The sequence below is a fragment of the Nocardia donostiensis genome, assembly GCF_002081715.1.
GTDB classification, from domain to species: domain Bacteria; phylum Actinomycetota; class Actinomycetes; order Mycobacteriales; family Mycobacteriaceae; genus Nocardia; species Nocardia donostiensis.
In genome coordinates this window covers 101,232-121,522 of record NZ_MUKP01000014.1, presented here as the reverse complement: position 1 = coordinate 121,522, position 20,291 = coordinate 101,232, and the positions used below count along the sequence as shown (strand labels likewise).

The following is a 20,291-nucleotide window of genomic DNA, read 5'->3' as shown; positions in this document are numbered from 1 at the left end:
CTCCGCGGTCCTCGCCCACTACCGACCCTGCGCCTGAATGGCGGTGATCGCCACCGTATTGACGATATCGGCGACCAGCGCGCCCCGGGACAGATCGTTGACCGGTTTCCGCAATCCCTGCAGCACCGGACCGATGGCAACCGCGCCCGCGCTGCGCTGCACTGCCTTGTAGGTGTTGTTACCGGTGTTCAAATCGGGGAAGACGAAAACCGTGGCACGACCGGCCACTTCGGAATCGGGCAGTTTTGTGTCGGCGACCGTCGGTTCGATGGCGGCATCGTATTGGATCGGACCTTCCACCAGCAGCTCCGGTGCGCGTTCCCGGACCAGCGCCGTCGCGACCCGCACCTTGTCCACATCGGCGCCGCTGCCGGATTCGCCGGTGGAATACGACAGCATCGCCACCCGGGGATCAACACCGAAACGCGCCGCAGTCGCAGCCGAGGAGATCGCGATATCGGCCAGCTGCTCCGAGGTCGGGTCGGGCACCACGGCACAGTCGCCGTAAGCGAGCACCCGGTCGGCCAGGCACATCAGGAAAACGCTCGACACTGTGGACACACCCGGCACCGTTTTGATGATTTCGAACGACGGGCGGATAGTGTGCGCGGTGGTGTGCGCGGCGCCGGAGACCATACCGTCGGCGATCCCACGATGCACCATCATGGTGGCGAAATACGAGATATCGATGACCGTTTCACGCGCCCGCTCCAGCGTCATACCTTTGTGTTTGCGCAGTTCGGTGTATTCGCGCGCGAAATCATCCACATACTCGCTCGCGCGCGGATCCAGCACTTCGGCGGCACTGATATCGACGCCGAGTTCGGCTGCGCGGGCACGGATGGCGTTCTCGTCACCAAGGATCACCAGATCGGCGATCTTGCGTTGCAGCACCCGGCCCGCCGCACGCAGGATGCGATCGTCGTCGCCTTCGGGCAGCACGATACGTTTGCGGTCCGACCTGGCCCGTTCGATGAGCTGGTACTCGAACATCTGCGGGGTGACGACGCTGGTCATCGGCACTTCCAAGCGGCGAAGGAAATCCGCGGCGTCGACATGTTCCTCCATCAAGGCCAGCGCCGTGTCCACCTTGCGCGGGTTGCCCGCCACCATCCGCCCCCGGGTGCGGTGCGCCGCGCCCGCGGTCTCGTAGGTGCCGAGGCCGGTGGTCAGGATCGGCAGGCGCGGTTTCAGCCCCGCCATCAGCCGCGCCACCGCGGGATGCGGTAGCAGGCCGCCGTTCATGATGATGCCCGACAGCGAAGGAAACCCTTCCGCCTCATGGGCGTTGACCACACTCAACAGCACATCGGAGCGGTCGCCGGGCGCGATAACCACCACACCGTCGGTGAGGCGTTCCAAGATGTGCTCGGCGGTCATCCCGCCGACCATTACCGACAGCGCCTCCCGGTTCAGCAGTTCCGGGTCGCCACTGTACATTTCCCCATCGATCGCCGCGCAGAGCTCCGCCATCGTCGGCGCGATCAGCAGCGGCACCTCCGGCAACGACCACGACGGTACGTCGAACTCTTCCAGTGCGGCGCAGATCTGGTCCAGCTGCCCCGGTTCGCAGCGGTTGGCGATAATGGCAACCAGCTGGGCGTGTTCGGTGACCAGCTCCGAGGCGCACAGTTCGGCCAGCTGCTTCACCTCCTCGGGAGTGCGGTGTGCACCGCGCAGCACCAGCAGCACCGGCGCACCGAGGTTCACCGCGATTCTGGCGTTGAAGCGCAGCTCGCTCGGGCTGGCCACATCGGTGTAATCGCTGCCGACGATCACCACCGCGTCGCAGGCCTTCGCCACGTCGTGATATCGCATCACGATCTCGCTGATCGCGGCGTCGGGGTCGGCGTGCACCTGCTCGTAGGTGACGCCGAGTGCCTGCGTGTAGTCGATATCGGCAGTGCTGTGCTCGAGCAGCAACTCCAGGATGTAGTCGGGTTCGGTGGCCGATCGGGTTATCGGCCGGAACACCCCGACGCGGGCCGTTGTCGCGCACAGCATCTGCAGCGCTCCGAGCGCCACAGTCGATTTACCGGTGTCCCCCTCTGGGGACGCGATGTACACACTCGACACACCAACCTCGGCCATATCGAGAGCCTAATCAACCAGCCGGGGCCCTGCCCGGCACTGTGACCGGGCGTTCAGCCCAGTGAGCGCAGCCGCGGCGCCAGATCGCGCTGGAAGAGTTCGAGGAAACGGCGCTGGTCGTGTCCGGGTGCGTGGAAAACGAGGTGGTTGAGGCCTGCCTCGAGATACGGCTGGATCTGGGTGACGGCATCGTCCGGGTCGTGTGCGACGATCCAGCGTTTGGCGATCTGCTCGATCGGCAGCGCGTCGGCCGCGGCCTCCATCTCGATCGGGTCGGTGATGCTGTGCTTCTGCTCGGCGGTAAGCGACAGCGGCGCCCAGAAACGGGTGTTCTCCAACGCCAGTTCCGGATCGGTGTCGTAAGAGATCTTGATCTCGATCATCCGGTCGATATCGGATACCTCACGCCCAGCCTTACCGGCTCCCTCGGCGACCGCGGGCATCAACTTCTCGGTGTAGAGATCCATGCCCTTGCCGGAGGTGCAGATGAAACCGTCGCCTGCGCGCCCGGCGTAGCGTGCCACCACCGGGCCGCCCGCGGCGATATAGACCGGGACACCGCCCTCGGGCACGTCGTAGATGGACGCGCCGACCGTCTGGTAGTAGGTCCCGTCGAAATCGACGCGGTCACCGGTCCACAGCGCACGCATCAGCTCGACCGATTCCCGCAGCCGGGCGAACCGTTCCTTGAACTCCGGCCATTCACCGGTGTAGCCGGTGGCGATCTCGTTGAGCGCCTCACCCGTGCCGACGCCGAGCATCACGCGGCCGGGGAAAAGACAGCCCATGGTGGCGAACGCCTGCGCAATCACCGCAGGGTTGTACCGGAAGGTCGGGGTGAGCACCGAAGTGCCGAGCATGATGCGTTCGGTGCGCTCCCCTGCTGCCGCCAGCCAGGCCAGTGAGAACGGAGCATGCCCGCCTTTGTGCCGCCACGGCTGGAAATGATCACTGACCGTTGCACTGTCGAGCCCGTGCTCCTCGGCCAGTACTGCCAGTTCCACCAGTTCCCGTGGTCCGAACTGTTCCGCCGACGCCTTGTACCCGAGCCTGAGCTCACCCATATGCGCCACTCCTGTCGCTGAGATCTGGTCCGACCGTTCTCGATCGCAAAACCCGTGCCGCCGGGCGGATGTTCCCGCGACGCGCCGTCGCACAGTCATCCACCGGCCTGCTTTCGACCTTAGTCAGCGATATCGGAGGATGTGTCGACGGTCTCATCGCGTGCTCACCCGCCGCGCCGGACTCCGACAACGCACCACCATGGCCGACAATCGGACAGGTGACCCCAGCTGACGACCGGATTTTGTCCTACCTCACCGATATGGACGGGGTGCTGGTGCGCGAGGACCGGCTGGTCCCCGGCGCCGACGAATTCCTCACCGAACTGCGGCAGAAGGAAATCCCGTTCCTGGTCCTCACCAACAATTCGATCCGCACCCCACGCGACCTACAGGCCCGGCTGCGCCACACAGGTCTGGACATCCCGGAAACTGCGATCTGGACATCCGCGCTGGCCACCGCCGCCTTCCTCGACGATCAACGCCCGGGCGGCACCGCCTACGTGGTCGGCGAATCCGGTCTCACCACGGCACTGCACGAAATCGGCTATGTGCTCACCGACAGCGACCCCGACTATGTGGTGCTCGGCGAAACCCGCACCTATTCGTTCGAGGCGATCACCACCGCCATCCGGCTGGTCGAACGGGGTGCACGGTTCATCGCCACCAACCCCGACGCGACCGGGCCGTCCCGCGACGGCGTGCTGCCCGCAACCGGTTCGGTGGCCGCGCTGATCACCCGCGCCACCGGCCGCGACCCCTACTACATCGGTAAACCGAACCCGCTGATGATGCGCTCGGCACTGCGCCGGATCGGCGCGCATTCGCAGACCAGCGTAATGATCGGCGACCGGATGGACACCGATGTCATCTCCGGGATGGAAGCCGGGATGCGCACCATCCTCGTGACCTCGGGTATCTCGACCCGCGCATCCGTGGAGTACTACCCGTATCGGCCGACGCTGGTGATCGACTCCGTCGCCGACCTCATCGGCCGGACGACGACACCGTTCGGCTGATCCCGAGCCCATGCGAACCGCTCGAGACCCATGCGAGCGCTCTAGCTTCAGCCGATCGCGTTCGCCGGTTCTCGACCGGCTCCCTCCCAGCTCAGGCCAATGCTCGGTCGAGGTCGGCGAGCAGGTCCTCGACATCCTCCAGGCCCACGGAAATACGCAGTACACCATCGGTGAGCCCGATACCCGCACGTCCTTCCGGCCCCATCGCTCGATGCGTGGTGGTCGCCGGATGGGTGATGAGGGTTTTGGCGTCGCCCAGGTTGTTGGAGATATCGATGACGCTCAGCCGGTTCAGCACCTCGAACGCGCGCTTCTTCGCCTCATGCTCTCCAGCGGACAGCTCGAAGGTGACCACGGTGCCCCCGCCGCTCATCTGCTCGGTGGCCAGCTGGTACTGCGGATGCGATTCCAGGAACGGGAAACGCACCCAGCTCACCGAGGGGTGCCCGTCGAGGAATCGCGCGATCCGCAGCGCCGCATCGGTGGCGTGACGCACCCGCAGCGGCATTGTCTCCAGACCCTTGAGCAGGGTCCAGGCGTTGAACGGGCTCAATGCGGGGCCGGTGTGCCGCATCAGGTTCTTCACCGGGCCCTGAATGTAGTCCTGGCTGCCCAGGATAGCGCCGCCGAGGACCCGCCCCTGCCCGTCGATATGTTTGGTCCCCGAATACACCACCACATCGGCGCCGAGTTCGAAACCACGCTGCAACAAGGGGGTGGCGAAAACATTGTCCAGTACCACCTGCGCGCCCGCGGCATGCGCCAGCTCCGACACCCGGCGCGTATCGACCAGAGTCTGCATGGGGTTGGCAGGCGTTTCGAAGAACACGGCCGTGGTCGGCACCGACAGCGCCTGCTCCCACTGATCCAGGTCCTCGCCGTCGACGAACACCGTTTCCACGCCCCAGCGCGGCAGGATTTCGTTGCACACCACAAAACAGGAACCGAACAGGCTGCGCGCGGCCACCAGCCGGTCACCCGCGCCGAGCAGCGCACCGAGCGCGATGAACACCGCCGCCATCCCGCTCGCGGTGGCGAAACACGCTTCGGCGCCGTCGAGCAGCCGCATCCGTTCCTCGAACATGGCGACCGTCGGATTGCCGTACCGGGAATACACGAAATGCGGGCGCTCGCCGGTGAACGCGGCCTCGGCCGCTTCGGCGCTCTCGTAAACGAACCCCGACGACAGATACAGCGCTTCGGAGGTTTCCTCGAACCCGGACCGCTGCAGACCGCCACGTACCCCCAGCGTCGCGGGGCCGACCCCTTCGGGCAGCTCCCGTTCGAATGCGCCGCCGCCGATCACGACTGCCGCCAGGGCAGGCCGTCGGCACGCCAGCCCGCGCCGCCACGATGCCCGGATCCGTCGAGCGGCCCCTCGAAACCGTCGAGCACGTTGTAGGACGGCGCTATACCGGCGGCGGTCGCCGCATGCGCCGCATGCGCTGAGCGCTGACCGGAGCGACACAGGAACACCACCGGCGCTTCCTGATCGCGACCGTCCAGCACCGATGTCAGCTGTTGCAGGAATTGGTCGTTGAGTGTCCCGGTGCTGTCGACCCATTCGACCAGGACGGTTTGCCGATCGATAGGCCCGGTATCGGGGACGCCGACGAACCGCCATTCGGCCTCGGTTCGCACGTCCACCAGAACTGCCTTCGGGTGGTCGGTCAAGATCTCCCAGGCCTGTCGTGGGCTGATATCGCCTGCGTAAGTCATCTGTCGGCACCTCCTGCAGAATCCGCACTTGCCGCATCGCGGTTTCGATGCGCGCCAGGTCGTCACCCGGAGCACCCCACCGCGGAGGAGGGTTGCCGACCAGCGAGCCGGGGCTTGGCACTGGCACTCATGACCTTCGCGAGTAAATTTGCCTGGGCGACGGCTGCGCTGTCAAACGCCAGTTGAGGCCGCGAATCCCTAGCGGACCGGCTGGCTACAGACCAGCCAGCGGTCGCCGGAACGGACCAGATTCCAGGTCGCGGTCGCCTCCTGACCGTCCACCTTGCTGGTGACGTTCGCTGTCGCCGTATCGCCCTGCGCGGTCGGCGCCGTCAAATCCGTGATCTCGACCGACTTTCCGGATTCGCCCGCGACGAGCCGACCGGCCAGCGGCGAACGTGCGGGATCGAAATCCGGGCATACCGCGTCCTCCGGCGGTTCCAGGCCGTAGCGGCTGCTCGCCTCCGCGAAACGCTGCACGCCTGCCGCGATGCGGTCCGATTCTGTGACATTTTTCTCAGCCGGTGTCACGAACTCGGCGATCACGATGACGGCCAGCACGATCGCGGCGATCGCCGCGGCCAGGATGAACGGCGTCAACGAGCGGATCTCGTCGCGCGGCTCCGGCTCGTTGGCATCGTCATCCGCGGACTGGGAATCGGTCATGGCGTCGATGATCCCTGGTGTCCGCCCCGTGCCCGAAAGTCCCCCCGATAGAATCGGGGGGAATCGCGGTCTGCCGTGCTTGCCGGCACGCCGCGGTGACGCGGGGTGCCGAGCGGCAACGCGGCCGCTGCACCTGGTGGCGCCGCTGAGGGCGCAAACGAGCCGCGCGTCAAGTTAGCCTAAGCTAAACACCGACGCCATTAATTCTCCCGACTAAAGGTGCGCGTAAACGATGACCGAACAGACCGCAGCGACCCGTCCGCTCCGCATCGCGATCGTGGGTGCCGGGCCGGCCGGAATCTACGCCGCCGATGCGTTGATGAAGTCCGATGCCGATGTCAGCATCGACCTGTTCGAGCGTATGCCCGCGCCGTTCGGCCTGATCCGTTACGGCGTGGCGCCGGACCATCCACGGATCAAGGGGATCATCACGGCGTTGCACAAGGTCCTCGACAAGCCGCAGGTCCGGCTGCTCGGCAATATCGACTACGGCTCCGATATCACGCTGGAAGATCTGCGCCGCTTCTACGATGCGGTGATCTTCTCCACCGGCGCCAACGCCGACCGCGCGCTGCCGATCCCTGGTATCGATCTGGACGGCTCGTTCGGCGCGGCCGATTTCGTCTCCTGGTACGACGGGCACCCGGATGTGCCGCGCACCTGGCCGCTGGACGCAGAAAAGGTCGCCGTCCTCGGCGTCGGTAACGTCGCACTGGACGTGGCGCGGGTGCTGGCCAAAACCGGCGACGAACTGCTGCCCACCGAGATCCCGCCGAACGTCTACGAGGGCCTCAAGGCCAACAAGGCCGTCGAGGTGCACGTCTTCGGCCGCCGTGGGCCCGCGCAGGCCAAGTTCACCCCGCTGGAGCTGCGTGAACTGGATCATTCGCCGACCATCGAGGTCATCGTCGACCCGGAGGACATCGATTACGACGAGGGCTCGGAGGCCGCGCGCCGCCACTCCAAGCAGGTCGATATGGTCGCCAACACCCTCGAACAGTGGGCGATCCGCGATCAGGGTAATCGCCCGCACAAGCTGTTCCTGCACTTCTTCGAATCGCCCGCCGAAATCCTCGGCTCCGACGGCAAGGTGGTCGGGCTGCGCACCGAACGCACCCAGCTCGACGGCACCGGCAACGTCAAAGGCACCGGCGAGTTCAAGGACTGGGACGTGCAGGCGGTGTACCGCGCCGTCGGCTACCTGTCGCAGAACATCCCCGAGCTGCCGTTCGACGACCAGGCCGGTGTGGTGCCCAACGAGGCCGGGCGCGTGCTGGCCGACGAGGACGCCGACGGCGGTGCCCGCTACCTGCCCGCCACCTACGTCACCGGCTGGATCAAACGCGGACCGGTCGGCCTGATCGGCCACACCAAGGGCGACGCAAACGAAACTGTGGCCTGCCTGCTCGACGACAGCAGCGGCTTCACCCCCGCCACCGCCCCTGAACCCGAAGCCATTGTGGAGTTCCTGGAAGGCAGGGGTATCCCGTTCACCACCTGGGACGGCTGGTACCGCCTCGACGCGCATGAGCGCGCTTTGGGTGAGCCCGAAGGCCGCGAACGGGTCAAGGTTGTCGAACGCGAAGACATGCTGCGCGCCAGCGAGCCGCACAAAGTCTGATGCGCCCCGCGTCGAGGAGCGCAGGCCCTCGCTACTGAGGCATGCTGTACCAGTGTTCGATGCCCATGTCCACATCATCGATCCGCGGTTTCCGCTGATCGAGAACGAAGGCTATCTGCCCAAGCCGTACACCATCGCCGACTATCGACAGCGCATGTCCCGCTTCGATATCAGCGGTGGCGCGGTGGTCAGCGCTTCCTTCCAGGGCAACGACCAAACCTACCTGCGTGCCGCGCTGGCCGAACTCGGACCCGACTGGGTCGGCGTCACTCGGCTCGACCTGGACGCCACCGACGAGGAAATCCTCGAACTCGACCGTATCGGTGTGCGCGCCCTCCGGTTCAACCTCAAACGGGCCGCCGCCGATATCGCCGGGATGACCCGGCAGGCGGTGCGCGCGCACGAACTGGCCGGCTGGCATGTCGAGGTCTATATCGACGGTCAAATGCTCGCCTCGCTGCAGCCGGTGGTGATGAAACTGCCCAAGCTGTCCATCGACCACCTCGGCATGTCCGAGGACGCGCTGCCATACCTGCTGGACTTGGTCGACCGCGGCGCACGGGTGAAGGCGACCGGGTTCGGGCGCGTGGAAATGAATGTGGCGAGCGCGCTGCGGCGTATCCACGCGGTCAACCCGCAGGCCCTGATGTTCGGTACCGACCTGCCCGGCGCCCGCGCGGGTCGCCCGTTCCGCGATGCCGATATCGATCTGATCGGCGACACCATCGGCACGGATGTACGCGCGGTATTGGAAGACAATGCGCGCGCCTTCTACCGCCTACCCGAACGTGAGCGTCCCGCCGAAGACCCGCATCCCACGCTGCCGCTCTACGCCCCCGGACCGCCGCGCCCCCGGGGTGATACGGCGGAACCCGCTGCAGGAGACACCCTTCCACTGCCCGCCGTGGAGTAACAAACCGCGGACGACTCCTGCCGAATCGGGCAGTTCCTTACTACTCAGGCTGTCCCAGCTCTACACCCAGGCCGCCGCTCCTGAGCGATGCGACGAAACCCACTGTGGAGGAGCGCTTCCGCTGCCTGTCGTGGAGTGAACCATCCGCGCACGGTTCCTTCCCCAATCGGGGCCGTTTTTTGCTGTTCGGGCTGAGCCCTGTCGCTCAGTTGTCCCACCTGCCCGCTTTACGCTCGACCGGGCAGTACGACGGAACCCGCTGCAAGAGACACACTTCCACTGCCTGCCGTGGAGCGGACAACCTGCGGACGATTTCTCCGATCGGGTGGTTCGTTGCTGCTAGAGCCGTCCTCAGCGGCTCAAGCGGCGATTGCGCCGATCAGCCACACACCGGATGCCAGCAGCGCGCCGAACAGTTCCACCAGGATCGACAGACCGACGCCCTTGACCGCGTGCCAGGTGTATTGCCACGCCTGCTGCTGGACGCGCAGCCGTTGCAACTCCGAAAGGTAAACTCCGGCAATAAAACCGAGGAATAGCCCGACCACCGGGATGACGAAGAACCCAACGATCCCCAGTACCCCACCGAGCACCAGTGAGCGGGTGGGGACCCCAGCGTCGCGTAGTTTGCGCCCGGGCCAGGTGTATTTGACCACTCCCGAAATCACCAGCAGCACGGTGGAAACGGCGAGCACGATCCACGCCGTGGTGCCGCCGGTGACGAACGCCCAGACCGCGATCGCGCCGAAGATCAGGATCACTCCCGGCAGGATCGGGACGACGATCCCGGCCAATCCGATCAAGATCGCCAAGGCGACGACGATCTCACCCCACACGCTCACTGATTTCCTCCCGCTGTCGACGCTGACCAGATTGTCTCGCACCATGTCTGCTGGCGCAGCGTCGGCCTCGCACCGGGTCCAGCGACGTGGTGCGCGACACACCCTTCATCGCGCCGGGCTATTGTCGTAGTGTCAATACGTCCACGGGGGTGCACTCCCGCGGCAGACAAGATCGACGACGAACCGAGGTAGGGCGTGAGCACACCATCCACCGCCAAGCAGGGCCCGCTCGCGGGCATCCGGGTTATCGAGCTGGCCGGGATCGGTCCCGGCCCGCACGCCGCGCTGCTGCTCGCCGATCTGGGCGCCGACGTGGTGCGCGTGCAGCGCGCCGGTCAGCTCCCTGGCGGATTCGATCGGCCGCAGCTGCGCGGACGCACGATCGTCGAGGCGAACCTGAAGGATCCGGCCGATATTCAGAAGGTGCTCGGCCTGCTGGACAAGGCCGATGTGCTCATCGAGGGCTTCCGGCCCGGGGTCACCGAGCGGCTTGGCCTCGGCCCCGACGAGGTGCTGGCCCGCAACCCGCGGCTGGTGTACGGGCGGATGACCGGCTGGGGTCAGCACGGCCCACTCGCCGACCGTGCAGGCCACGACATCAACTACATCAGCCTCACCGGTGTCCTGCACGCCATCGGCCGCAAGGGCGAACGCCCGGTACCGCCGCTGAACATGGTCGGCGACTTCGGCGGCGGCTCGATGTTCCTGGTGTTCGGCATCCTCGCCGCCCTCGTGGAACGGCAGACTTCCGGCAAGGGTCAGGTCATCGACTCCGCGATGGTCGACGGCGCGCTGGCCTTGTCGCACATGATCTGGGGCATGCGCGGTATGGGCGCCTGGCAGGAGGAGCGCGGGGTGAACCTGCTCGACACCGGTATGGCGTTCTACGACACCTACGAAACCGCCGACGGCAAGTACATGGCCGTCGGCGCCATCGAACCGCAGTTCTACGCCCAGCTGCTGGCCGGCCTGGAGATCGACCCCGAAGGTTTGCCGCACCAGATCGACCCCGCGGGCCAGGACACCCTGAAGAAGCTGTTCACCGAACGCTTCCGCAGCAAGACCCGCGACGAATGGACCGAGATCTTCGCAGGCACCGACGCCTGTGTCTCCCCGGTGCTGACCTTCACCGAAGCCACCGAAAACGAGCACCTCATCGCCCGCGGCTCCCTGCTCGAACTGGACAACATCACCCAGCACGCCCCGGCGCCCCGCTTCTCCCGTACGGCCCCCGGCACCCCCACCCCGCCCCCGACCGCGGCCACCCCGATCGACGAGGTCTGGACCGACTGACCCGGACATTTCAGCCGCCGACGGTTCCCGGGAATCCCGGAAGCCAACCGTCGGCGGCTGCGTCATTGCTACGCCATGCCCTGCGATAAAGGGGGCATCAGCAACCGCAGTGCCTCGCGTCTACCTGCACCGACTGCTCGGGCACCCGCTGGCAAGAACGGTGGGCGCAGGGATACCGAGTGCCTGAGCCAGCAGCATGACGCGGCGTCGAACGTTTCCGGTCATCCGCGCTGTCACTCATCGGCTCGGTCAGGTACGCGCGAGGCGACCCCGGCGGTAACCCGCCGACATGCTGAACATGAGTTCATGGCAGGTCGCGCATCTGGTCGGCGACGGGCAGGTCGGGGTCTCCCGGTCGACAAGAATCAGTAGCAGGTGAGGGGTTGGAGGGGGTCGGCGGCGCGGGGGGTGAGGGCGGCATAGGCGGTGGCGATGGCGGAAACAGCGCGACGGAGATCGGCTTCGGAGTGGGTGTAAGGGAGGCGGAGGAAACGCTCGAATGCGCCCTGGACGCCGAAGCGGGGGCCTGCGGCGAGAAGGACGCCGTGATTGGGGGCGGTGGCGGCAAGCGCGGTGGAGACAGGGGCGGGAAGTTGGGTCCAGATGGACATACCGCCCGCTCCCGCGCCGACGTGCCAATCCGGGAGTTCTTCGGCTATTGCGGCCAGCAGGGCGGCACGCTGGGTGCGCAACTGGGCCCGGCGCCGGGGCAGGATGGCGTCGGCGTTCTCGAACAGCTGCACGGTGGCCAGCTGGTCCATGACGGGGGTGCCGAGGTCGACGGTGGAGCGGATGCCGAGCAGTTTGGTGATCAGGGCTTGACTGGTACGGATCCAACCGACACGCAGACCACCCCAGAACGACTTCGACGCCGAACCGATGGTGATGATCTCGTCGCCCCGGGCGAACGCGGCCACCGGCGGGGGTTGCGGGCCGTCGGTGAGGGCCAGATCGGCCATGGATTCGTCGATCACCACGGTCATCCTGGTGTCGCGGGCGATAGCGACCAGTTCGGCGCGGTCCTCTGCGTTCATCAGCAGACCGGTCGGGTTGTTGTAGTCGGGGACCAGATAGGCGAGCGTCGCCGCGGTCTGGCGGGCGGCGCTGCGGATCCCCTCGAGGTCCCAGCCCGATTCGGGATGTTCCGGACGCAGCGGTACCGGTATCGGGCGGGCGCCGACGTCACGGATGGCTTCGATGGCGTTCGGGTAGGTGGGGTGGTCGATCAGCACGCGAGCAGCGGTGGGGGCGAGCACGTTCAGCAGCAGCCGCAGGCCGTGCTGGGCACCGAGGGTCACCAGGATCTGGTCTGGTTCGGTGGGCAGGCCGCGCGCGGTGTAGCGGCGGGCGAGTGCCTCACGCAATGCGAGCACACCGACCGGGTCCATACCGTGGGTGCCGAGGTAGGCCGGAATGCCTTGTAGCGCCACCGCGTACGCGTCCTGCATCTCGGGCGGAGCGGTCATGGCCGCATAGGTGAGGTCTACCGTCGGCTGCGGGCCCGAACCCATCAGAGCCAGAATGCTTTTGGCTGCCCTGCTGCCGTCGTGTTGCACGGTGGGGGGCAGTGCGACGGTGCTGCGGGAGCCCTGCCTGCTGATCAGGTAACCGTGTTCGCGCAACAGCGAATAGGTGGAGGTGATGGTGGTGCGGCTGACTCCGAGGGTGGTGGCGAGGTCGCGTTCGCTGGGCAAGGCGACGCCGAGCGGCGCACGTCCGTCGTGGATCAACAGCCGGATGCCTTCGGCCAGCGCCAGATACGTGGGGCGACCGGGCCGGCGCGAGCCGTTTCCCGGCTCTCCGTCCGCGTGCCGCCACTGCCCCAGGTCGCGGGCCAGTCCGGCCGCACCGATCACTCGTGTCGCCATGCAGGCCAGTATCGAACGAGTGGACCTTTAAAAGCAAGGCCAGTTTTCGCATTATTGATGGTATGACTCTGCTCGTCGCATTTGTAGCCATCGCCGTGTTCACCATCATCACCTACAACTACCTGCAGGAGTCGCGCCTGCCCGAGCTGCTAGAGCGGTACCGGCCGCGTGGCCCGGTCGCCACCGATTCCGCACCGGAATCCAGCGACCAGCGCAGACATCTGGACCTGAGCACGCCCCCGTCGCTGAGCAAAGCGGGTCCTACAGCCTGAGCCTACGCAACGGGATGGTTACCAGGCGGGACCGTCTCGAACGGTCAGATCGAAACCACCCCGGCGCCGCGGCGAATGGATCCATATCAACAGTACGGCTGTGCTCCGTCATCGCGGAGACGAACACACAACCAAGACCAGTCCAGTTATCAACAACTGGACTGGTCTTGGTGTATTTGTCGGTGGTTACCGGCAGACTGAGCGTTATGCCTTCCACTGTGGGCCACCGACTGGACGCCACCCTGTTCGATACCGCCATAGGCGTCTGCGCTGTCGCCTGGTCCGGGAACTCCGTGGTGCGGTTCCGGCTACCCGACGCGGACTCCGCCACCACCCGGGACCTGCTCACGCGCGACGGAGCGCTGCTGTGCCCGGAGCCTGCGGTGGGGTCGCGAGCGGACACGGTGCGGCGGATCCGCGCTCACCTCGACGGCGAACTGGACGATCTGCGCTCGGTCAGCGTGGATATCGACGAGCTACCCGAATTCCACCGGGCGGTCTACACCGTCACCCGCACCATCGACCCCGGCCACACTCTCAGCTACGGGGAGGTCGCCGAACGAGCCGGTGCGCCCGGCGCAGCCCAGGCGGTAGGCCAGGCATTGGGCCGCAACCCGGTTCCGCTCATCATCCCCTGCCATCGGGTGCTCGCCGCCGACCACGCCCTGCACGGATTCTCCGCGCCCGGTGGTGTCGACACCAAACAGCGCCTGCTGAGCATCGAACGCACCCCGGGCTTCGGGGAACCCATGCTGTTCTGACAGAAGCAAGCAGCCGCTACCCAGCAAGCCCGTGCGGCGGAATTCCGTGCAGATCGCCGATGAATCCACATCAGCCGCACCGTCCATACGACGAAACGCCGCGATCATCGTCACCCCGCGTTACCGAACAACATTTCAGGAGCAGACCATGCCGACCGAAACCGCCACTGCAACCGTCGTTTCCGCCGACGGCACCACCATCGCGTTCGACCGCGTTACCGGAGGCGACGCGGGAACGGTCATCCTGGTCGGCGGCGCATTCAGCTACCGGAAGTTCCCGAAGATGGTCGAACTGGCGCAAGTGCTGGCCGAGGAGTACGGGTTCACCGTCCTCAACTACGACCGCCGCGGCCGGGGCGACAGTGACGATACCCCGGGCGCCTACGACGTGGACCAGGAGATCGACGATATCGCCGCACTGGTGACAGCCGCCGGTGGTTCCGCCCATCTGTTCGGCTGGTCATCGGGTGCGGGCCTGGCATTGCGCGCCGCCGCGTCCGGCCGAGTGCCCGGCATCGGGCGGATCGTGGCGTTCGAGCCGCCGTTCGTGGTCGAAAAGGGCCGTCACGTCCCGCCCGCAGACCTGCACAAGAAACTGCACGAACTGGTCGCGGCGGATAAGCGCGGGCGCACTGTCCGGTATTTCATGACCAAGGCAATGGGTGTTCCGTGGACGTTCGTCTTGTTGATGCGGCTCACCTCCGCCTGGAAGGGGCTGGCCGCCACCGCCAACTCGACCCCGCACGACTGGGCGGTGATGGGGCCGTACATGCGCGGCGAGGCGCTGCGCGCGGCGGACTGGACCGGGGTCACAGTCCCCACCCTCGTCATCTCGGGAGCCAAGAGCACCCCGATACTGCGCACCGGCGCCGCCGCGATCGCCGCAGTGCTACCCAACGCTCGACACCGTGAACTGGCGAAACTCAGCCACGACCCGTCGATCGCGATCCTCGCACCCGCCGCGGCGGAGTTCCTGGCCAACGATCGCACCGCAACGAGCTAGGCGTATCTCCGCCTTCGGCGCCGATCGGAACGAACGCGGTAGGTAAAACCAAGCGCACGGTCAGAGCGAACATTCAGGTACGCCTCAAAGCGCGCGGCCGGAACGAAGCGGTAGATGGTAGACCGCAGCCAGCCGCGCAATGCGGAAGGTACGCAGAAAAACGCACAGCCGCGCGAATACGAAGGTGCTGGCAATTGTCTTATTCGAGCGGATGCTGCCGGTAGAACTCGCAGGCGTCGCCGGTAATGTACCCGTCGCGGCAGCCGAAGTAGGTCTGAATGCAGGCGCTACTGTCGCAGCCGAGTTCGATGAGCTCGTCGCGGATACGCCGGTCGCGCTGCTGCGGGCTCTCGGTCGCGGACATGCTGGTGATCGAGCTCGTCGCGGAGACCGGTTCCGGGCCTGCCACGCCACCGCACCCGGACAGTGCGCTGACGAACGTGATCAGACCGATCAGGGCCGCGGCCGCGCGACCGGCTGTCGAAGCGGATACCGCCATCGCCGTCACCCTCCTGCCGTGCGTACCTCCGCGTTCGCTGCGGCCGTGCGCTCCATGCGTACCTCCGCATTCGCTGCAGCCGTGCGCTTGATGCGTGTCGGGCGGCCAGCGTAACCCCTCGCGTCACGCCGTGGCAGCGGGGTATCACTCAGGAGGCGGATTCGCCTCGCAGCAGCGCCGCGAGGGATTCGCGGTCGGTGACATCGAGCTTGATGCACGCCCGGTAGAGGTGACCTTCGACGGTGCGAACCGAGACGGTGAGCCGGTCGGCGATCTGCCGGTTGGTCAGGCCCGCGGCGACGAGGTTGGCGATTTCGCGTTCGCGGACGGTCAGCGGCAGCGGTTGAGCGGCTTGCCGCAAGGCCGGGGTGCCTGCTCCGCCGCAGGCAGCGGCGAGACGGTTGGCGGCGGCTGCCGATTCGAGCAGTCGCCTGCGGTCCCCGGCGCGTTCGTGCGCGGACGCTGCCTGCGCTGCAGCGTCCGCGGCCGACAGCAGCGCGCCGATCCGCTCGAATTCGGCGGACGCGGTATCAAGGCCGGGGCCGTCGTGTGCGGCCAGGGCCACCGCGTGCCGCGCCTGCACCTGCACCAGTTCACCGTCGACTCGGGCGGCCAGGTCGGCGAGCCTGCCCGCCACCGAATGCTCGCCGAAACGGGCCGCGGTGTGCAATGCGACGGCCTCGATCGCGTGCTGGTGTGCGCGGGCGGCGGCATCGGCGGCTTCGAGCGCGGTTCGTATCGCGTCGGTGCGGGCTCCTTCCGCTCCCGCCAGCCATGCCCTGGCAATATCGAGTTGCGCCTCGTATACGGCGCTGTGCCTGCCGCCGCGGGCGGCTGCACCCTCGATCGCCTCCGCGGCTTCAGCGGTGCGTCCCAGCGCCGCATACGCTTCGGCCAATCGGATCCGCGCCGGAAACATCCAGGCCGCGGCGCCTTCGGCGGACAAGGCGGCCAGCGCCTGTTCCAGGTTATCGATACCGTCGGGGAATCGGCCGCACGCCACGTCGACGGTGCCCTGCAGGATTTTCGACATCCCCCACGCCAGATACTGTCCCGGCGCGGAATAGCCGAAATACGCGGTGGCGCAGCGGCGGGCGGCTTCCAGGTCGCCGGTGAGGGTCAACGCGAGCACTTCCGCATGCGTGGACATGAACCGGTTGAGGCCGTCGATATGTGCTTCCACCTCGTGCCCGCGTTCGGCGTATTGACGTGCGGCCGCGCCGCGTCCCATCAGCGCCAACGCCAGACCACCACCGAACGCGGCCCACCACACCGCCCACGGCGGCGCCGTATCGGCAGTACCGCTGTCGCAGGCGTTCATCACCTGTTCGGCCGCATCGAAAGCGTCGTCGAGCCGGTTCTCGTTGACCGCGCACGCCGAGGCCAGGCCGGTCAGGATGAGCGCGATCTTGGGGTGGCGCACCTTGCTGCGCACCAGTTCCAGCACTTCGTCGGCCCGGTCGGCATCGCCCATGGCCCACAGCAGGTTCGACACCCTGGTGCTGCCCCAGCGGGCCAGCTGCACCTCGTTGAGTTGGTCGGGGTCGAAACTGGCCAGGGTGCGTTCGGCCTCGATCCGATGCCCCTGCCACAGCAGCGCTCTGGCCAGCAGATCCGCCGCTTCCACTCCGCCACGCCGCTCCACCGCCGCCCGCGCGAAACGTTCGCCCAGCGGCAGGTTCGCCAACCCGATAGCGTCGGCAGCGGCGGCCTCGAACAGTTCGAGGTCGGCGGATTTATCGCTGTCCAAAGCCAATTCGGCCAACCGGATCCGATCAGCGGCGGAATTGATGGGGTGCTGTTCGAGCGCCGAGTACAGGCGGCCGCGTAACCGGCGGGCGGTGGCGATGCCGAGCCTGCGCCGGATCACCTCGCCGAACAGCGGATGGTTGTAGCGCACCACGAAGTTGGCAGAATCTTCGACAACCTTGATAACGCCCCGGTTCTCGGCCTCCTCCACAGCTTCGTCGCCGGCGAGCCGGGCCATCACCTCGAGGTCGATGGGTTCACAGAAGGTGAGCAGTTCCAACACCCGCAGCACCGGTTCCGGGAGTTGTTCGACCCGGTCTTCCAGCAGCGCGGCCAGTTCCGAGGTGACCGCGGCACGTCCACGCAGCTGCCACACCCCATTCACCTGCCGCAGCGCCCCAGCGTCCAGTGCACCTTCCACCAGGTGTCGCAGGAACAGCGCGTTACCGCCGGAGGATTCCCACATCAGGTTGGCGGTGAACCCTTCCAACTGCCCACCCAGCATCGATTCCACCAGGTCGACGCTCTGCTGCTGGGTGAACGGGTTCAGGTCGATGCGCACCAGATGCCCGTCTTTCCACAGCGATGTCACCGCGTCCGGCACGTGCACCCCGCTGCGCACGGTGACGACGATATGGGCGGCCTTATCGATGGCCAGCTGCAAAAGCAGTGTCGCCGACAGTTGATCGAGCAGGTGCGCGTCGTCGACGCCGATAATGGTGGGACCATCGGCGAGTAGCGCTTCCCGTGCTGCAGACATGAACGTCACCGGGTCGTGCGCGGTGTAGACGCCGACCATATGTGCGAAGACACCGAGCGGGATACTGCGCGCCGATTCGGTTCCCGCCACCCACCGGATAGTGCTCCCGGCCGCGGCCGCGGCCTGTCTGGCCAGGGTGGTTTTGCCCACGCCCGCATCGCCGGTGAGCACGGCGCCGACGCGTTCCGTGCCGGTGAGCGTAGCGCGAATCGCCTCGAACTCGGTCGCGCGTTCGACCATCGGCCAGTTGCGAGCCATTCCCATACTGTAGATGGCGCTGTTCACCAGCGGGAACCGTTGTGGTGGCAGGTGTTAGCGGACGTCAGCCCAGAACATCATGCCGGACGATGGTTTCCTCGCGTCCAGGCCCGACGCCGATGCAGGAGATCCGCGCACCCGACAACTCCTCTAACCGCCGCACATACGCCTGGGCGTTGGCGGGCAGTTCCTCGAAGGTGCGTGCGCCGGAGATGTCCTCCCACCAACCGGGCATCTCCTCGTAGATCGGCTTGGCGTGGTGGAACCCGGTTTGCGTGGTCGGCATCTGCTCGACCCGCTCACCGTCCACTTCGTAGGCGACGCAGATCGGCACCCGATCCAGGCTGGAGAGCACGTCGAGCTTGGTCAGGAAGTAATCGGTGATGCCGTTGACCCGGGTGGCGTAGCGGGCGATCACGGCGTCGAACCAACCGCAGCGGCGCGCGCGCCCAGTGGTGACACCCACTTCCCCGCCCGCTTTGGCCAAATACGCGCCGTGTTCATCGAACAGTTCCGTCGGGAACGGGCCGGAACCGACGCGGGTGGTGTAGCACTTGAGGATGCCGAGCACGGTCTCGATCTGGTTCGGCCCGATCCCCGCGCCGACCGCCGCGCCGCCCGCCGTCGGATTCGACGAGGTGACATACGGGTAGGTGCCGTGGTCGACGTCGAGCAGTGTGCCCTGCGAGCCCTCCAGCAGCACGGTTTCGCCGCGTTCCAGCGCCAGGTTGAGTTCGAGCCTGGTGTCGCTGATCCGGTGCGCGAAGCTTTCGGCCTGCTCCAACACTTCGTCGACCACCTGCTGCGGGTCGAGCGCACGCCGATTGTAGATCTTGACCAGCACCTGGTTCTTGAATTCGAGCGCCGCCTCCACCTTCTGGGTGAGGATCTTCGGGTCCAGCACATCGGCGACCCGGACACCAACGCGAGCGACCTTGTCCTGATAGCAAGGCCCGATCCCGCGCCCCGTGGTGCCGATCTTCTTGGTGCCGAGGAAGCGTTCGGTGACCTTATCGATCGCCACGTGGTACGGCATGATCAGATGCGCATCCGCCGACAGCAGCAGCCCCGAGGTGTCGACGCCGCGTTCCTCCAACCCCGCCAGCTCGGTCAGCAGCACCCCGGGATCGACCACAACCCCGTTACCGATGACGTTGGTGACGCCAGGAGTGAGAATGCCCGACGGAATGAGGTGCAACGCGAAGTTGTCGCCGTTGGGGAGCACCACCGTATGACCGGCATTGTTGCCGCCCTGATAGCGCACCACCCACTGGACGCGGCCCCCGAGCAGATCGGTCGCTTTGCCCTTGCCCTCGTCGCCCCACTGGGCGCCGATGAGGACGATTGCCGGCATGGTCGTTGTCTCCTACGGTTCGACGCGCAACACCCACCGTGTTGCAGCTACCTGCCGTATTGAGGCGGTGGCCGGAAGCACAGTCTAGCTGACGACCCGACCCGAACCACGCAACGGGCGTACCTCCGCCTTCGCTCCGGCCGTGCGCACTTCTGTGCACCTTCTGCTTTGCGCGGCTGTGCGTGGTTCGCCTCCTACCACCTTTGCTCCGGGCGTGCGGCCTGCGTACCTCCCCGCACACACTCCGGGCATACCTTCGCCTTCGCTCCGGTCATACGCATTTCTGTACCACTCGGTCGTGCGTGGACTTACGGCCACGCGCAGTTTGCATACGGAGTACCCCGGCCCATATATGCGTTCTGCAGCCGCGCGCTCCCACCAACTCAGCATCCCCTTCCCTCCGCACTCGCCCATTCCCGTATGGTTCGGAGCAGCCCCGCGTTTCGACCCCCGCAAATCATGAGACCGAAGCCCGAGAAATACTCCTTCACCCAGCCCCGTCGAGGGCGAGCCTTACGAGCCTGTTCGTGGCCCGGCTCGCG

The 20,291-nt window shown here is 66.5% G+C and carries 17 protein-coding genes and 1 riboswitch; of the genes, 7 read left to right on the top strand and 10 right to left on the bottom strand.

Annotated elements, in window-relative coordinates:
- Positions 1 to 18: 18 nt before the first annotated feature.
- Together pta and fgd are read right to left on the bottom strand one after the other, a co-directional pair.
- Positions 19 to 2,091: a phosphate acetyltransferase gene (gene pta / locus B0T44_RS12180; RefSeq protein WP_077115573.1), complete on the bottom strand. Its 2,073-nt coding sequence runs from the start codon at positions 2,089 to 2,091 to the stop codon at positions 19 to 21.
- A gap of 53 nt (positions 2,092 to 2,144) precedes the next feature.
- Positions 2,145 to 3,155, bottom strand: coding sequence for a glucose-6-phosphate dehydrogenase (coenzyme-F420) (fgd, locus tag B0T44_RS12175; RefSeq protein WP_077115572.1), 1,011 nt, complete (start codon positions 3,153 to 3,155; stop codon positions 2,145 to 2,147).
- A 260-nt stretch (positions 3,156 to 3,415) separates the two neighbouring features.
- Between fgd and B0T44_RS12170 the strand changes: the two genes are divergently transcribed.
- The gene (locus tag B0T44_RS12170; RefSeq protein WP_077115702.1) at positions 3,416 to 4,171 is read left to right on the top strand and encodes an HAD-IIA family hydrolase; all 756 of its coding nucleotides are present in this window, start codon (positions 3,416 to 3,418) and stop codon (positions 4,169 to 4,171) included.
- Between the two features lie 91 nt (positions 4,172 to 4,262).
- On the opposite strand, the gene B0T44_RS12165 is transcribed toward B0T44_RS12170, so the two are convergent.
- The 3 genes from B0T44_RS12165 to B0T44_RS12155 form a co-directional block, all read right to left on the bottom strand.
- On the bottom strand, positions 4,263 to 5,477 hold the full coding sequence (locus B0T44_RS12165; RefSeq protein WP_077115571.1) for an O-succinylhomoserine sulfhydrylase: 1,215 nt from the start codon (positions 5,475 to 5,477) through the stop codon (positions 4,263 to 4,265).
- Positions 5,474 to 5,890 (bottom strand): rhodanese-like domain-containing protein, encoded by a 417-nt coding sequence (locus B0T44_RS12160; RefSeq protein ID WP_077115570.1) that lies wholly within the window; start codon positions 5,888 to 5,890, stop codon positions 5,474 to 5,476. The genes B0T44_RS12165 and B0T44_RS12160 overlap by 4 nt, the downstream gene beginning before the upstream one ends.
- A gap of 19 nt (positions 5,891 to 5,909) precedes the next feature.
- A riboswitch (SAM riboswitch) is annotated at positions 5,910 to 6,025 on the bottom strand.
- 63 nt (positions 6,026 to 6,088) lie between these two features.
- Complete coding sequence (locus tag B0T44_RS12155) at positions 6,089 to 6,556, bottom strand: Rv0361 family membrane protein (protein WP_077115569.1); 468 nt, start codon at positions 6,554 to 6,556, stop codon at positions 6,089 to 6,091.
- 232 nt (positions 6,557 to 6,788) lie between these two features.
- Here B0T44_RS12155 and B0T44_RS12150 point away from each other — a divergent pair, with 232 nt between their 5' ends.
- Positions 6,789 to 8,177: an FAD-dependent oxidoreductase gene (locus B0T44_RS12150; RefSeq protein WP_077115568.1), complete on the top strand. Its 1,389-nt coding sequence runs from the start codon at positions 6,789 to 6,791 to the stop codon at positions 8,175 to 8,177.
- A gap of 52 nt (positions 8,178 to 8,229) precedes the next feature.
- Positions 8,230 to 9,090 (top strand): amidohydrolase family protein, encoded by an 861-nt coding sequence (locus B0T44_RS12145; RefSeq protein ID WP_077115567.1) that lies wholly within the window; start codon positions 8,230 to 8,232, stop codon positions 9,088 to 9,090.
- 359 nt (positions 9,091 to 9,449) lie between these two features.
- On the opposite strand, the gene B0T44_RS12140 is transcribed toward B0T44_RS12145, so the two are convergent.
- Positions 9,450 to 9,932 (bottom strand): DUF456 domain-containing protein, encoded by a 483-nt coding sequence (locus B0T44_RS12140; RefSeq protein ID WP_077115701.1) that lies wholly within the window; start codon positions 9,930 to 9,932, stop codon positions 9,450 to 9,452.
- Between the two features lie 195 nt (positions 9,933 to 10,127).
- Between B0T44_RS12140 and B0T44_RS12135 the strand changes: the two genes are divergently transcribed.
- A complete protein-coding gene (locus B0T44_RS12135; protein ID WP_077115566.1) occupies positions 10,128 to 11,225 on the top strand; it encodes a CaiB/BaiF CoA transferase family protein in 1,098 nt (365 codons plus the stop codon).
- A gap of 365 nt (positions 11,226 to 11,590) precedes the next feature.
- Here B0T44_RS12135 and yczR read toward each other — a convergent pair whose 3' ends face one another.
- Positions 11,591 to 13,093: a MocR-like transcription factor YczR gene (gene yczR, locus B0T44_RS12130; protein WP_077115565.1), complete on the bottom strand. Its 1,503-nt coding sequence runs from the start codon at positions 13,091 to 13,093 to the stop codon at positions 11,591 to 11,593.
- Positions 13,094 to 13,155: 62 nt separating this feature from the next.
- Between yczR and B0T44_RS12125 the strand changes: the two genes are divergently transcribed.
- The 3 genes from B0T44_RS12125 (at position 13,156) to B0T44_RS12115 (ending at position 15,129) form a co-directional block, all read left to right on the top strand.
- Positions 13,156 to 13,365: a hypothetical protein gene (locus B0T44_RS12125; RefSeq protein ID WP_077115564.1), complete on the top strand. Its 210-nt coding sequence runs from the start codon at positions 13,156 to 13,158 to the stop codon at positions 13,363 to 13,365.
- Positions 13,366 to 13,571: 206 nt separating this feature from the next.
- Positions 13,572 to 14,126 (top strand): methylated-DNA--[protein]-cysteine S-methyltransferase, encoded by a 555-nt coding sequence (locus tag B0T44_RS12120; protein ID WP_077115563.1) that lies wholly within the window; start codon positions 13,572 to 13,574, stop codon positions 14,124 to 14,126.
- A 148-nt stretch (positions 14,127 to 14,274) separates the two neighbouring features.
- Positions 14,275 to 15,129 (top strand): alpha/beta fold hydrolase, encoded by an 855-nt coding sequence (locus B0T44_RS12115; protein WP_077115700.1) that lies wholly within the window; start codon positions 14,275 to 14,277, stop codon positions 15,127 to 15,129.
- Positions 15,130 to 15,328: 199 nt separating this feature from the next.
- On the opposite strand, the gene B0T44_RS12110 is transcribed toward B0T44_RS12115, so the two are convergent.
- The 3 genes from B0T44_RS12110 to B0T44_RS12100 form a co-directional block, all read right to left on the bottom strand.
- Complete coding sequence (locus B0T44_RS12110; RefSeq protein WP_077115562.1) at positions 15,329 to 15,628, bottom strand: hypothetical protein; 300 nt, start codon at positions 15,626 to 15,628, stop codon at positions 15,329 to 15,331.
- Between the two features lie 148 nt (positions 15,629 to 15,776).
- On the bottom strand, positions 15,777 to 18,395 hold the full coding sequence (locus B0T44_RS12105; protein ID WP_077115699.1) for a helix-turn-helix transcriptional regulator: 2,619 nt from the start codon (positions 18,393 to 18,395) through the stop codon (positions 15,777 to 15,779).
- 64 nt (positions 18,396 to 18,459) lie between these two features.
- The gene (locus B0T44_RS12100) at positions 18,460 to 19,749 is read right to left on the bottom strand and encodes an adenylosuccinate synthase (RefSeq protein WP_077115561.1); all 1,290 of its coding nucleotides are present in this window, start codon (positions 19,747 to 19,749) and stop codon (positions 18,460 to 18,462) included.
- Positions 19,750 to 20,291: the final 542 nt, after the last annotated feature.